The sequence below is a fragment of the Nostoc sp. genome, assembly GCF_036916655.1.
GTDB lineage: Bacteria > Cyanobacteriota > Cyanobacteriia > Cyanobacteriales > Nostocaceae > Nostoc.
Genome location: NZ_JBALFY010000010.1, coordinates 89909 through 103650 on the forward strand (window position 1 = coordinate 89909; position 13742 = coordinate 103650).

A 13742-nucleotide genomic window follows, 5' to 3' on the forward strand; every position below is an offset into this window, starting at 1 on the left:
GTAATGAGTAATGAGTAATGAGTAATGAGTAATGAGTTATGGAGATGAAAGAGATGAAGGAGAAATCACTCCTGCTCCCTGCTCCCTGCCCCCTGCCCCCTGCCTTATCCCAACAATTACGCCGACTTACTTAGTGTGCCGCGAGTCGTTGGAATGCCGATGGTGCTGGATTATCTGCGAGGTGCTGGCGGATCACCTCAGCACACGCACCTGGGCTTAACAACGAGGTATCAACTTCCAGATCATAGATGCCAGGGATGTGGACTTCACGTTGCCATAACTGAACCGGATGTGGTATCGGGGAGTCGGCTGTACTTCCCACATTCCACCCCGTTTTTTGTCGTCGTTCCATAATAATCTCGATGGGACAGCGAACACCTACAAACAAAACCGGCAATCCGTTCAAACGTCGGGCACTATCAGCCAGAATGCCCCGTTCTATTGCGTAGGCATCATGGTGTCCGACATCAACCACGACATTCAGACCCAAACGGCTATGGGCGGCGATGGACTCATACATAGCGCTGTACAAAATGGGAACCACGGGTTCAATATCCTGGCGTTCTCCCCCTGGACGCAGACCGATCCCAGGCAGGTATCGTGCGGGAGTCATTTGCATAAACCTATCGACACCCAAGTTCATCCATAGACCATCAAATGTCTCCTGGATAACTGCGACAATGCTTGATTTACCCGATCGCGGGACACCATTCAGGATAATAATCTGTCCTAGTTCCTGTGTCTGCCCCATGATCGCTCCTCGCGTTCTTGATAATTCCAGTTCATATAGTTAGCACGATTCAATCCCCAGTCGCAAACTCAACTTAAAGCCAAGTCCTCTGGTGTATTACAGTTAAACAGCATTTCGGGTTCTGCCAAGGGCAAAACTTCTACCGGATATTGCCGCAACCACTGCTGAAACGATCGCCCCCCTTGGTTGATAAACTCTAAAAGTTGTGGCAAACAGTGGCGGCGATAAAAACCACACAGAGGTTCCCAACCTTTAGGATTATGAGTTAAAGCTGCGATCGCATTATCTCCTACATCATCAAGTCTAGTTACCCATTCTTGCAACACCTCAACCCGCAATCTTGGTAAATCGCAAGCTAGCAACAGCACCCATTCTGTCTCTACTTGCGCTAATCCTTGAGCAAATCCAACTAAAGGCCCGTGGGCGAGGGATTCGCCAGATAAAGGTACTTCTCGAATAAATTGGCAACCAGGTAAAAGCAAGTCTTGATAGCGTTCTGGCCAGGAAGTGACTATATAAATAGTATTTGCACAGCTTTGAGCGATCGCACAAGCTCGCTGCAACAACGGCACTCCTTCAATAGGAATCAACGCTTTATCGTGACCCATGCGAGAACTCTTACCCCCAGCTAACACAATTGCGGTTAATTCGCTTCGGTTCGTCATAATTTCGTAAGTTCGTAGCAAATTATCTTAAAAAACTCTGCGTACCTCTGCGCTTTCCTCAGCGTCCCTTTGCGTTTAAAAACCGCTATGAATTAATCCAAAGCTCTATTCTGACTTTTCTCCACCTGCTGCAATAAATGCTCTAAACTTTCTGCTGGTGCAAGGCACTTCAAACCTTGGCAAACTAATCCAACGCTTCCCTCTGGTAAATCAGATGTGATGGCAAACACAACCGCCGGCAGAAACTTGGGGATCAGCGAGTTTATTTGCTCAGTTGTACTGCGAATCAAGGTAGAATTACGATACCAATCTAAAGCTGTAAACAAGTTGGGGCAAGCTTGGGGAGCGCGATGCATTACACTCTTAAAAGCTTTTAAACCAAGTTCCGCTAAATCTAAATAATCTAGATTATCGGTGAGTAGGGCGAGACGGACAAGGTTAGCGATCGCAATTCCATTAGCTGAGGGTGTCGCATTATCTGCGTAACTACGTTCTCTGACAATTAAATCTTGACTAGAGTCGCGTGATGTGTTATTATACCCACCTAACTCTACACTCCAGAGAAATTCGTTGAATTGATCTTGGATAGCGCTCGCATTTTCTAACCATTGCTCCTGCTCAGGGTTGGAAGCTTGTAAATCAAGCAGAGCTTTAATAAACAAAGCGTAATCTTCAGACTGAGCTAAAACACTTGGTTCTCCTTGATAGTTGAGTCGCTGAAAACGCCCATCTACAAATTGATTTTCCAAGATAAAATTCGCTGCTTGTGCTGCTAATTCCAGATATAACGGTTGTTGGAAAACCCCAGCAGCCTTAGCCAGACCGGAGATCATCAAGCTATTCCAAGCGACAATCATCTTTGTATCTGTCACTGAAGGAATGCGACCCGACCAATTAGTGGTTTTTGCTTCCTGGTTGTTACGAGCCGGGGGAAAAGTTTCTAGCGACTCAGAACTAACGCCATAACGAACGGTAAACAGCTTACTCAGCGAAGTTTCGAGCGTTGCACTCAGTTTGCCAGAATTCCTTCTTTGTAAAACATTACGTCCTTCAAAGTTGCCGTTAGGGGTAACAGTAAATTGCTGTTGTAATTCCGTTAATTCTTCAGGTGTTAACAGTTGTTGTAATTCGCTGTAACTCCAAACATAAAAAGCTCCTTCTTCTGGTTCTACTGCCGTGGCTTGGGTGAAGCTATCGGCATCTTGAGAAGCATAGAAGTAACCTTCAGGCGCGGTCATTTCCCGCTTTAGCCATTGTACAGTACCAGCGATCGCCCTTTCAAAGGCTGGCTTTTGAACTCCGGCACTCCATAAAGAAGCCAGATACTCGACAATCTGTCCATTGTCGTAGAGCATCTTTTCAAAATGCGGTACTGTCCAAGTCGGGTCAACAGTATAGCGATGAAAACCACCGCCTACATGGTCATAAATACCTCCCAGCGCTAAGTCTAATCCTCGCTGGGTACAAACTTGCTTGCCATCATAGCGAGATTCAAAATTAAATCGAGTTCCCCGCAGTGCTAATTCTGTGTAGGGAATCATTGGAAAGCTATTGCCAGATTGACTAGGAGTAATTATGCCTGTACTGGTTTCCCAACCTTGGCGGAGTAATTCATGGTCTTCAAGCTCATCTGTTGTACCGTCTTGCAACACCGCAGACGTGAGCAGAGACTCAACAATCAAGGCTTTGCGTTGCTGTAAATCTGCTTTTTCTGTATCGTAATAACGGCGAAGCGCTTGCAACACCTGCAAAAATCCCGGACGACCATAGCGTGGGTCTATAGGGAAATAAGTACCCGCGTAAAATGGCACTAAATCTTCTGGAGAAAGAAAAATATTTAAAGGCCAACCACCTTGACCACTCATCATCTGCAAAGCCTGCATATAGATGCTATCAAGGTCAGGTCTTTCTTCCCTGTCTACTTTGATGGGAAGATAATTGGCGTTCATGTAGTCAGCGATCGCAATATCAGAAAAAGCCTCGCCTTCCATGACAGTACACCAGTGGCAACTAGAATAGCCAATGGAAAGGAAAATCGGTTTATTTTGCGCCCTTGCAGTTGCAAGTGCTTCGTCACACCAAGGCCACCAATCAATGGGGTTTTCGGCGTGTTTACGGAGATAGAGGCTCTTAGCTTCAGCAAGGCGATTAGTCATGATCAAACGCAAATAGTTGCCTTCTTTGCTCAGTCTACCCTGTTCCCAAGAGTGTTAGCCTAGACGGCTATGTACATAAGCAAGAAACCCTGAGTTAGAAGGTAGCACTATAATGGTTTTGATATCGCCTAAGTAAGTTTATGCAAAAAATTACAGGTTTGTAGTCAGCCAGCACTGACTACAAGGCAATAATCATTTAGATAACTGGGTTTATTTGCGCCCACTTACTTACAACCTGTGCAACTTATGAAACATTCTTATTGAAAAGATCGCAACAGCAAGCTAACAATATTTGGTGGCGTTTCTTGCATAGGTGATGCTGTCTTTGTCTGAATTAAAGTATTTGGGCTAAGTCCTGCTATCAGATGGAGCAAGAAGGTGATGAGGGCGGCTTGTATAAGTTTTTCCAGCATGGCACGTCTCTCTCTGAGTGGATAGCATTTTCAATTAGGACTAGTTATTCTAAATACACCTCGTACTATCGACTTACCGAATCTAACAAAAATAACTTGATAATTGCCGAGGGAAATCCTAAAAAAATGTTTAAAATGTTACCGAAAATTAACATAATTCCCTAAGCAAGTCGGATTTCGGTTATCGGTTTAGGGACTTCCAAATAAAAAATATCCATCTAATTAACTCTTGTGGGGTGGGCATCTTGCCCGCCATATTATGGACTGGGCTATCGTGTCGCCCACCGCACAATATTGGATAATTTATTTCTTGGATTTCCCTTAATCACCACATCGCCAAGGTTGTGCAGCAAAGGCCGAAACATGAGATTGGCGATAGTTGGAGTTTTTTGATTTGTTCTTCCCTAAATCGGGATATTCTCTTAGACAGCTTTTGCCGCTAAAAAGTGCCCTTAAAAGTTGAATCCATTGCAAAATGTGCTTTTAGTCTCTTGTTGGATAAGGCAGAATGGGAAAGATTTACTTTTATCTACCTGGGAACAGTAGAGATCAGCCCCAGTTTCGTGCTGCCACCGATAAAATGTATTTAAAGTAGCCACAAACACGCTTCCATGATTCCTATCGTTATTGAACAATCGGGTCGAGGTGAACGCGCCTTTGACATCTACTCACGGCTATTACGTGAGCGCATCATCTTTTTGGGACAACAAGTTGATAACAACATTGCTAACTTGATTGTTGCCCAACTGCTGTATTTGGATGCTGAAGACCCGGAGAAAGACATTTATATGTACATCAATTCTCCCGGTGGTTCGGTGACGGCTGGTATGGGCATTTTTGACACTATGAAACATATTCGCCCTGATGTCTGTACAATTTGTACCGGATTGGCGGCGAGTATGGGTGCTTTTCTCCTCAGCGCGGGTGCTAAGGGTAAGCGGATGAGTCTACCCCATTCTCGGATTATGATTCATCAACCTTTAGGCGGCGCTCAAGGACAGGCGACTGATATTGAAATTCAGGCGCGGGAAATTTTGTACCACAAGAAGCGGCTAAACGACTATTTAGCTGACCATACAGGTCAACCAATTGAGCGGATTGCTGAAGATACTGAACGTGACTTTTTCATGTCGCCAGAGGAAGCTAGGGAATACGGTTTGATTGACCAAGTGATTGACCGTCACGCCGCCGGTAGCCGTCCAGCCGTTGCAGTTGTTAATTAATAGTCACGATTGGCAAATGGTGATTTACCACTTTAAATTCTCTTAAACCACAAAAATAACCCCTCTTTACTTATGAAGAGGGGTTATTTTGTGAATGGATGGTCTGCTCAAGTACTTAATATTCCGCGTCAATATCCGTGGGATATTCTACCGGAGGTTGAGATTCTACGTATTTGAGGAATCCTAGTAGTTTTTCTTGGATAAGCAAATTTCTACTGGGATATTCTACTGTAGGTTGAGATTCTATGTATTTGAGAAATCCTAGTAGTTTTTCTTGGGTAAGCAAATTTCTACTTTGCTTGCTAGAAGTTTTTATAAAAATTTCGTCTAATGCTGGTGTTGGTTGAAATACAAGGTATTGGAGAAAGTCTAATAATTCTACTTCTGTCAGCAAAGTACGCGATCGCTTATCGTAGACTTTAATCAGATGTTCTCGTCCCTGTTCTGGTGTCCAGCCTAAGCGCTGCATTTGGACATCTGTTTTAGCAATTACATCCGACAAATCTGCTGGTGTTGGTTGAGATGCAAGGGATGCAAGGTATTGGAGGAAGTCTAGTAATTCTACTTCTGTCAGTAAAGTACGCGATCGCTTATCGTAGACTTTAATCAGATGTTCTCGTCCCTGTTCTGTTGTCCAGCCTAAGCGCTGGATTTCGATATCTGTTTTCGCAATTACATCCGATAAATCTGCTGGTGTTGGTTGAGATGCAAGGGATGCAAGGTATTGGAGGAAGTCTAGTAATTCTGCTTCTGTCAGCAAAGTACGCCCGCGCTTCCCATAGTTTTTTTGAGATGTTCCCGTCCATGTTCTGGTGTCCAGCCTAAACGCTGCATTTCAACATCTGTTTGAAAAATTACTTCAGAAAAATTCACAGTTTCCATAGCTTCGTTACTGTTTCAAGAGCCTATGTTATTAGTCATTAGTCCTTACAAATGACTAATGACCAATGACAAATGACTAATCAAAATCCCGCTATTGGGTCTGGCTGCGATTGTAAGTATTTGAGGAATCCGTGTAATTCTTCTTCAGTGAGCAAAGTACGCCCTCGCTTACCGTAGGTTTCAATCAGATGCTCCCGTCCCTGTTCTGGTGTCCAGCCTAAACGCTGAAGTTCGACATCTGTTTTCGCAATTACATCCGATAAATCCACAGGTTCAGCTTTCTTGTTTCTCTTTCCTTTCCCTGACGAGGTGGCGACATTTTCTTGAGGGCTGTAATTCCGGGGTGTAAATGGTGTGACATTATTGGCAGAAATTGCCGGAAAGGTTTGATTTTCTAACTGGTTATCAAAGGTTATTTCCAAGCTTTCAACTGGAGGATCAAATTCTAACTCTCGGTTGGGAGTCACAGGAAAGTTTTGACTTAAATTCTGGCTATAGGTATCGTCATTTAGGGGCGCAGCATTGCTGTACCCATACTGTTCGTTACTGCTTGTTACTACTTCTGGTTTGATGTTCAGTCCTTTGGAGGGCGATGTAGATATTTCTTTGTCGCTGACTGCTGACCACTGATTACTAACAAACTCCTCATCCTTTACGGAGGAATAGGCAGCAGGCTCATTTAATCCTACTTTGGTATTCAAGGAAGAGTTTTGCGGCGCTGAGGAAACTGGATTTGAGGTAAATGCCACTGATTCCTGTGGCGCATTTGTAATACCCAAAACTATCAACGCCCTGGTTCTGGCTTGGTCTTCTGCTGCTTCTACTGTTTCGGCTGCTGCCATACCCGTAGCACGGGTTACGCCTTCAATTTGCACGCTTGCCCGAACAATATATTTTCCTTGAAAAATTTGCACTAATTCAGAAATCAGACTACCTTTGGGATACAAGCTCTGGAATTGAGCCAACATAATACTGCTACCAATCTAAAGGGGAATGGGGACTAGGGACTGGGGACTAGGGACTACGAGTTTTCCAAGGGAGCAATGCTCTAACAGTGAGGTTGGGAAGCAGGGGAGGCAGGGGAGGCAGGGGGAGAGAAAGAAATAAGTGTATTTAGGATTATTCCGGTCGTAAAAAATACTAAAATTTTCTCTTCACTTCCCCTGCTCCCCTACCTCCCCTGCTCTTTTCACGATGATCTCACTTTTTCGCGTTGCTCCCTTTTCCAATGCCCAATGCCCAGTCCGTTTTAAAGTTATATTTTTGCTTTGCCTTGTGTCCTAATTGTAGCAGTAGGTGTTTTTTGACGAAACTTTTGGCTAGTGCTAACTTGTCTGGGTAGTCTTGCTTGCAATGCTATACTGATTACCCGACTCATATCTAGAACTATTTTCTGGAAGTGCGCTCTAAATCTACAATAATGGAGATAAGGTTCACCCTCGCTGCTTATTAAGCTGCTCACCTAATTGTTACCGATTCTACATGTGGGAAAATTGGGTTCACCGGCAGTTCCTCCTAGTTAAACATCAGAGTCTAATGGCGTAAAATTACCTTCACTCTAGACAATCAAACACTTGTAGTTTCCACGCCACTTGACGGTAGTTGCTCCACTTGGGGAGACCCCAGACGCTCGCAGACTCGCTAAGGCTTTTAGTGTCTCCCCTTCTCTCAAAGGCAGAAGACCGCAGTGGCTCCCCTGCATAGGGCTTTTGGGCAGTATGGATTCTCTAAACCCAGCTTCTCAAAAACCCGTCGCGTAATTACCTAGCGGGGCTAAATTCTAATCAGGCGTGCAATCTTAAGTTTGGTTTAGGTGAAGGGACTTGAATGCAGGCAAATTCTGAGAGCATCTTGCAGTGAGAAGTTCGTAGACACCCAGAGTTGTCCGTGGGTCGGCTTCCTTTGCTCGGAACTGTGGGCGTATTTTCCCGCTTTTGCTGGGTTGGGCTTCCTTTCCTGAGAACTTAGGAAGTCTTGCTTCAGGGCAATTAGTTTCCAACTTGTTTCTGTAAGCCGTGAGGGTATACAGGAAAGAACCAGATTAAACAACAAATGATGTTTTGACCAAAGGTCGGTTCACTGCATGGAATTTTCAATCGCTACACTCCTTGCCAATTTCACCGATGATAAATTGGTAGCTCGGAAGGTTTTAGAAAAGAAGCTTGGCTGTGAAGATGAAAAAAGTTTACAAAAACTTCACATTGCCTTAGATGTTCTCGAAAAAATCGGTATTTTAGTGAAGGAACGGGGCAAGTACCGCCGTATCTCAGAAGAGGGAATAATTGAGGCGAAACTCCGTTGTTCTAGTAAAGGCTTTTGCTTTGCTATTCAAGATGTGGAAGGCGCTGAGGATATTTACATCCGCGAAAGTCATCTGAGTAATGCTTGGAATGGCGATCGCGTTTTGGTGAGAGTTCTCAAAGAAGGCAGTCGCCGCCGCTCTCCTGAAGGGGAAGTCAAGCTGATTCTGGAACGTTCTAACCACACGTTACTGGCACGAATTAAGCAGGTGGAAACAGGTTTCCGGGCTGTGCCTTTAGACGATCGATTGCTATTTGAACTCAAGATTCAACCTAACGAGGCAAAGTTAGAAGAAGCGATCGATCACCTGGTTCATGTGGAAGTTTTGCGTTATCCGTTGGCACAATATCCTCCCCTCGGTAGAGTCGTGCAAATCCTCGGTAGCGATGCCGAAGCTGCTGCTGATATAGATTTAGTTACGTGCAAACACGACCTTTCCCGGACTTTTCCAGATAATGTTGTTGAAGCAGCCGCTAGGTTGCCCAAAAAGCTGCTGAAAGCAGACCTGAAAAATCGGCTAGATTTACGTAATTTGTTTACTCTCACCATTGAAGGAGTAAATGGCGGCGACACCAAATTTATCGAAAACGCTTTTAGTTTAGAAAAAAACTTAGCCGGAAATTGGCTTTTAGGCGTTCATATCACTGATGTTTCTCACTATGTCCAACCTGATGAACCCCTAGATAGAGAAGCACTCAAACGGGGTAAATCAGTGTATCTAGGAGAATTGGTGTTGCCAATCTTGCCCCCAACGGTGGCAGAACGCTGTTCTTTAGTACCTGGGAGCGATCGCTTAACCATCTCTTTTTTAATTACCATTGATCCCAAATCGGGAGAAGTGTTGGAGTGGGAAATTCAACCCAGTGTCATCAATGTAGAGACTGCACTAAGTACAGAACAAGCTCAAGCAATTCTTACAGGTGAATCTCAAGATAAATCTCCCCAGGTTTCCCAAATACTGCAAGACCTCCAAGCCTTGCAAACAGCCGTGAAACAAGTGCGGTTAACTCGTGGTAGTCTCCAGTTGAATCTGCCGCCTAGCCAAAACGCCTATTATGATGAGGGGATTTTAGGCGCTGTGGTGGTGAATGATTTACCAGTGCGATCGCTACTCACGGAGTTGGTACTGTTAGTTAACCAACTATTTGCAACTCACTTAAATGCTCTTGGTGTTCCGGCTATCTGGCGAGTCCAAGGTACACCCGATGTTGAAGATGTCCAGGAAATGCTGAAATTGGCAGTCAATTTAGGCGTTGACCTCACACTAGATCCAGAAGTCGATATCCAACCCTTAGATTATCAACATTTGACCACAGCTTTTGCCGAATCTCCCTCTGAGCAAGTTCTTACTTACTTATTACAAGATACCCTGAAGCCGTCTGCATACAGCACCACCAAAGGATCTCACTTTGGTCTGGCACTACCGCAATATGTCCACTTTAGCGCTCCCTTGCGGCGTTATCCAGATTTGCTGATGCAAAGAGTGTATTACACCCTACTCGAAAACGGGCGCGATCGCCGCAATACCCGTGTCAGAGAACGCGTTAACCTGCGCCACTCCTCCAGCCACGAGGAAATTAACTGGAACGTTTTACCCCCAGAATTGCAACAAGAACTGCAAAGCGATTTGACTAGGGTAATTGTCCAAATTAACGACCGAGAAAAGGAAGTCCAAGAAGCTGAAGCTGATTTAGCCGGACTGCAAAAAGCCCAACTGATGAAGCAACGCATCGGTCAGGTATTTCAAGGCGTAATTACCGGGGTGCAATCCTACGGTTTCTTTGTGGAAATTGAAGTACCAGCCGCCGAGGTAGAATCCAGCAGTAATCCTGGTGTGCCTTTGCGGGTAGAAGGATTGGTACACGTCAGTTCCCTTAAAGATGATTGGTATGAATATCGCGCCAGACAACAAGCACTTTTTGGTCGCAAAAATCGCGCTTCTTATCGATTAGGCGATCGCGTCGCCGTCCAAGTTAAAAGTGTCGATTACTACCGCCAGCAAATCGATTTGGTAACAGTCGGCAGCGATGGCGTAGCCAAAAATCTAACTGCCAATGATTCCAATGACGAGCTTTCAGACCTCTATTTACCAAATGATATTGAGCCTGATGACCTAGATCCTTACTCGGATGATGAGTAAAATTAACTACGTTTAACGTGTCAAATAACACTAGTCCTTTAATTTTAGGCGTATCGGGCGCATCTGGTCTGATTTACGCTGTTCGCGCGATCAAATTTTTGCTAGAAGCTGAGTATAGTATTGAATTGGTCGCCTCTAAATCAACTTACATGGTTTGGCAGTCAGAACAGGAAATTCGGATGCCACCAGAACCAACCGGGCAAGAATTATTCTGGCGAGAGCAAGCTGGTGTTGCACTTGCGGGTAAACTACGCTGTCATCCTTGGAGCGATGTTGGAGCCGGGATTGCTAGTGGTTCCTTTGCCACTCTGGGGATGATGATTATTCCATGCAGCATGAGTACAGTGGCAAAGCTAGCAGTTGGCTTGAGTTCCGATTTACTAGAACGGGCAGCGGATGTCCAACTCAAAGAAGGGCGAAAGCTGGTCATTGTCCCGCGGGAAACGCCTTTTAGCCTCATCCACCTACGTAACTTAACTTCTTTAGCAGAAGTTGGAGTTAGAGTTGTCCCCGCTATTCCCGCCTGGTATCACAATCCCCAAACCATCGAAGATTTAGTTGATTTTGTAGTTGCCCGTGCTTTAGATCAACTAGATATTGACTGTATCCCAATTCAGCGGTGGCAAGGTCGTCGCTAACGCCCTCAGTGGACTCATCGGAAATTTCACAATAGTCCTAAAAGGGTAATGATAGAGATGGCTGATAGTGTCAGTAGTCAGTGAACAGTAATTAGCGAAGAATAATCAGACTGATAACTGACAACTGACAACTGACAACTAACCACTGATAACTGACAACTGACAAAATTGCTATGGCTGTAATTCGCTTAATTCTATTGGTGGCAGTACTGGGAGGACTAACGCTGTTGTTAGTCCAAAATTTCTCACCTGCCCTATCGCTAGTATTTTTGGGCGCGCGAACTCAACCATTACCACTAGCGATATGGATTTTGTTCAGTACTACCACTGGTGCTTTCACATCGATATTGATTGCTACCTTGTTTAAATTATCCAATTATTTTCCGGGAGGACAACGCCAAACTCCTAACAGAGCAACCGCCGCTTCAACTCGTGCCAAGGCAACCCGGAGAGAAGAACCGACATCCCGTCCTGCCAGTCCTCCGCCACCGGCTAGTAAAAAAGAAGAGCCTAGCAGTGAGGTATTTGATGATTGGGAGACAAATAGCAGTGGAGATGATTGGAACTTTGATGAAAATTCCGAGGAAGCACCTACCCCTAACCCTCAAGCTCAACAGCCAAGAGATTCAACAACTTACGAACGTCAATCAGAAGCCAAAAGTAGTTCTCGGTCTGGTTCAGTTTACTCCTACAGCTACCGCGAGCCAAAAAATACGGCTGCGGGAAAAACTGAATCAATTTACGATGCTGATTACCGAGTAATTATCCCCCCTTATCAGCCGCCGGCTACCAATCAAGCGGATGATGATGATTGGGAATTTTTTGAAGATGATGATGATTTTAAAGATGATGGTAAACGCCCCCGTCGGTGAGATGTAGCAGGCTACATCTCTACTTAATGCCACACCGCTCTCTAGACTCCTGCTTGACCTTACCAGTCATGGCAGCTTCCTGCAAAGTCATGAAAGCATTAAAATCTTCCAGATCATATCGGGTAGTCAACAGTTGCCGTAGTTGATCTTCAGCTTCCACTGTCAAATAGCCAGTTGCTAAAGCTCTTTCTACAACGTCACGAATTCGAGTCATGGTTGACACCTCATTCATACTATATTTATTCATTCAGGCTTATTGGGGTGAAATATGCAGTAGTCTTTGTGTCGAAACTTCAATTTTGTAAGGTTTTTTTGAGCGATCGCAGCAAATAAGTCATTATTGACACCTTTATCAAAAACATTTAATTGAGCAAGGCTTGTTATAACTGAACTTTTAGAAAAACCATACTGTCCTTTTAGAAACACAGTATTGTGTATACTTAAAATTATCCACCAGAGTAAAAACCCTGATTATTCAGATAGACAGATATTGTTTGGATAAAGTTTCAAACAAGCTACGTTAATTTTTTTGTTAAGTACCGCGATCGCTATCCAGCAATTACCAAGTTACCTCAGGAAATTTACTATATTCTTTACAAAATCATTATTTATTACTTATGAGAATTTCACAGAATAATGGTTAAGTTATTGCTTAAGTTACTTTAAACACATTATTAGCAAGTAATAACAGCAGTTAATTCCGATCAAATAAAAGATGAATTTGTATTATTTAAAAAGATTTGAAAGTTATAAAAGTTATACGTAAGTTAGATATCCGCAAAGGAAAAAGCCTTGACATCCGTTGAAAATAAATTTCTCAGAGGTTTAGTTTATAGTTGTATTCCTGCGGAAATTGCTAATGTCGCCGTTCAAAATCGTAGTAGCAATCTTGTGTAGAGTTATCTTTTGAATGAATTATATAATACGCGTAGGTATTCCTCAAAAAAGCTTACTGTATTTCTTTCTTACAGGAAACTACGCGAACATGGAAGCAAGCTACGCATGGCATCTAGTTTTTTTGCATTTGAGTAAAACAATAATAAAAGCTTTCAGAGAAATTCAAGTTGATATCTCATCTCTTCTGGCTCAAGCACTTCCCAGATTAAAATTAAACTCCTCAATATTTCCCCAATTGAGCGGCGGTTCTGAGCGCAGTAAATAATTCCTGTATGCATAAAAAGGCCACCTTGATGAAGTATTACAAAGTCATCATCATGGGTGAAAATTACCCGATTCTGAGACATTGCAAAATAAAGCTGTTCTCCATCTGATGCAGCTATCAGTCCTGTTTCTGATGTAGTCGTTACATCAATACCACGACGACGTAAGCCTTTGGCTATAGCATCACTGACATTTTCATCTAGGTGGAATCGAATTTTTTGTGTCATTTCGATTCTTCAGTTTTTCTTGCAGAATTGAAGGAGTTTGAGCCTGTACTTCTCTGACGAAGGCTTCTCCTTGTGCAATTTCTTGCCTGATCTCATCTTGATGATCGTGGTAATAAGCTAGAGCAGCATAGACATCAGCTAAAGTGATACTCGGATAATGATCAACGATTTCGTCAGGGGAAAGTCCCGTTCCTTCATGCCAAATCACAATATCTTGCACTCTAATTCGGTGTCCAGCAATGCGCGGTTTACCCCCGCACACACCTGGAGTGATTTCTATGTGTTCTGAGATTACTGGTATCTTAGACATCTT

Annotated in this window: 13 protein-coding genes and 1 pseudogene; 4 read left to right on the forward strand and 10 right to left on the reverse strand. The window is 43.8% G+C overall.

Annotated elements, in window-relative coordinates; genetic code table 11:
• Window positions 1-130: 130 nt before the first annotated feature.
• The 4 genes from V7L31_RS02210 to V7L31_RS02225 all read right to left on the reverse strand — a co-directional run bounded on the left by V7L31_RS02210 (window position 131) and on the right by V7L31_RS02225 (window position 3985).
• Window positions 131-751 (reverse strand): chloramphenicol phosphotransferase CPT family protein, encoded by a 621-nt coding sequence (locus tag V7L31_RS02210; protein WP_334694741.1) that lies wholly within the window; start codon window positions 749-751, stop codon window positions 131-133.
• A 68-nt stretch (window positions 752-819) separates the two neighbouring features.
• On the reverse strand, window positions 820-1416 hold the full coding sequence (locus V7L31_RS02215; protein WP_334694742.1) for a molybdenum cofactor guanylyltransferase: 597 nt from the start codon (window positions 1414-1416) through the stop codon (window positions 820-822).
• Between the two features lie 92 nt (window positions 1417-1508).
• A complete protein-coding gene (locus V7L31_RS02220; protein ID WP_334694743.1) occupies window positions 1509-3572 on the reverse strand; it encodes a thioredoxin domain-containing protein in 2064 nt (687 codons plus the stop codon).
• 257 nt (window positions 3573-3829) lie between these two features.
• A complete protein-coding gene (locus V7L31_RS02225) occupies window positions 3830-3985 on the reverse strand; it encodes a hypothetical protein (RefSeq protein WP_292843019.1) in 156 nt (51 codons plus the stop codon).
• Between the two features lie 611 nt (window positions 3986-4596).
• Between V7L31_RS02225 and clpP the strand changes: the two genes are divergently transcribed.
• Entirely contained in the window at window positions 4597-5208 is a 612-nt protein-coding gene (gene clpP / locus V7L31_RS02230) for an ATP-dependent Clp endopeptidase proteolytic subunit ClpP (RefSeq protein WP_179065021.1), read from the forward strand.
• Window positions 5209-5542: 334 nt separating this feature from the next.
• On the opposite strand, the pseudogene V7L31_RS32520 reads toward clpP, so the two are convergent.
• The 3 genes and pseudogenes from V7L31_RS32520 to V7L31_RS02245 form a co-directional block, all read right to left on the reverse strand.
• Window positions 5543-5902: pseudogene (locus V7L31_RS32520) on the reverse strand (hypothetical protein); the annotation flags it as partial.
• 59 nt (window positions 5903-5961) lie between these two features.
• The gene (locus V7L31_RS02240) at window positions 5962-6090 is read right to left on the reverse strand and encodes a hypothetical protein (RefSeq protein ID WP_334694744.1); all 129 of its coding nucleotides are present in this window, start codon (window positions 6088-6090) and stop codon (window positions 5962-5964) included.
• Between the two features lie 80 nt (window positions 6091-6170).
• Window positions 6171-7058 carry a hypothetical protein gene (locus V7L31_RS02245; protein ID WP_334694745.1) on the reverse strand — a complete coding sequence of 296 codons (888 nt, stop codon included), beginning with the start codon at window positions 7056-7058 and terminating at the stop codon, window positions 6171-6173.
• 1115 nt (window positions 7059-8173) lie between these two features.
• On the opposite strand from V7L31_RS02245, the gene V7L31_RS02250 reads away from it, so the two are divergent.
• From V7L31_RS02250 to V7L31_RS02260, 3 genes are all read left to right on the forward strand, one after another.
• A complete protein-coding gene (locus tag V7L31_RS02250) occupies window positions 8174-10531 on the forward strand; it encodes a ribonuclease R family protein (protein ID WP_334694746.1) in 2358 nt (785 codons plus the stop codon).
• 17 nt (window positions 10532-10548) lie between these two features.
• Entirely contained in the window at window positions 10549-11169 is a 621-nt protein-coding gene (locus V7L31_RS02255) for a flavin prenyltransferase UbiX (RefSeq protein ID WP_334694747.1), read from the forward strand.
• Between the two features lie 173 nt (window positions 11170-11342).
• Window positions 11343-12041: a LapA family protein gene (locus tag V7L31_RS02260; RefSeq protein ID WP_334694748.1), complete on the forward strand. Its 699-nt coding sequence runs from the start codon at window positions 11343-11345 to the stop codon at window positions 12039-12041.
• 19 nt (window positions 12042-12060) lie between these two features.
• Here the strand turns inward: V7L31_RS02260 and V7L31_RS02265 are convergent, their stop codons facing one another.
• The 3 genes from V7L31_RS02265 to V7L31_RS02275 form a co-directional block, all read right to left on the reverse strand.
• A complete protein-coding gene (locus tag V7L31_RS02265; RefSeq protein ID WP_289797223.1) occupies window positions 12061-12255 on the reverse strand; it encodes a hypothetical protein in 195 nt (64 codons plus the stop codon).
• 835 nt (window positions 12256-13090) lie between these two features.
• Window positions 13091-13429, reverse strand: a complete 339-nt coding sequence (locus tag V7L31_RS02270; protein ID WP_334694749.1) for a DUF5615 family PIN-like protein — start codon at window positions 13427-13429, stop codon at window positions 13091-13093.
• Entirely contained in the window at window positions 13398-13739 is a 342-nt protein-coding gene (locus V7L31_RS02275) for a DUF433 domain-containing protein (RefSeq protein ID WP_334694750.1), read from the reverse strand. The genes V7L31_RS02270 and V7L31_RS02275 overlap by 32 nt, the downstream gene beginning before the upstream one ends.
• Between the last annotated feature and the right edge of the window lie 3 nt (window positions 13740-13742).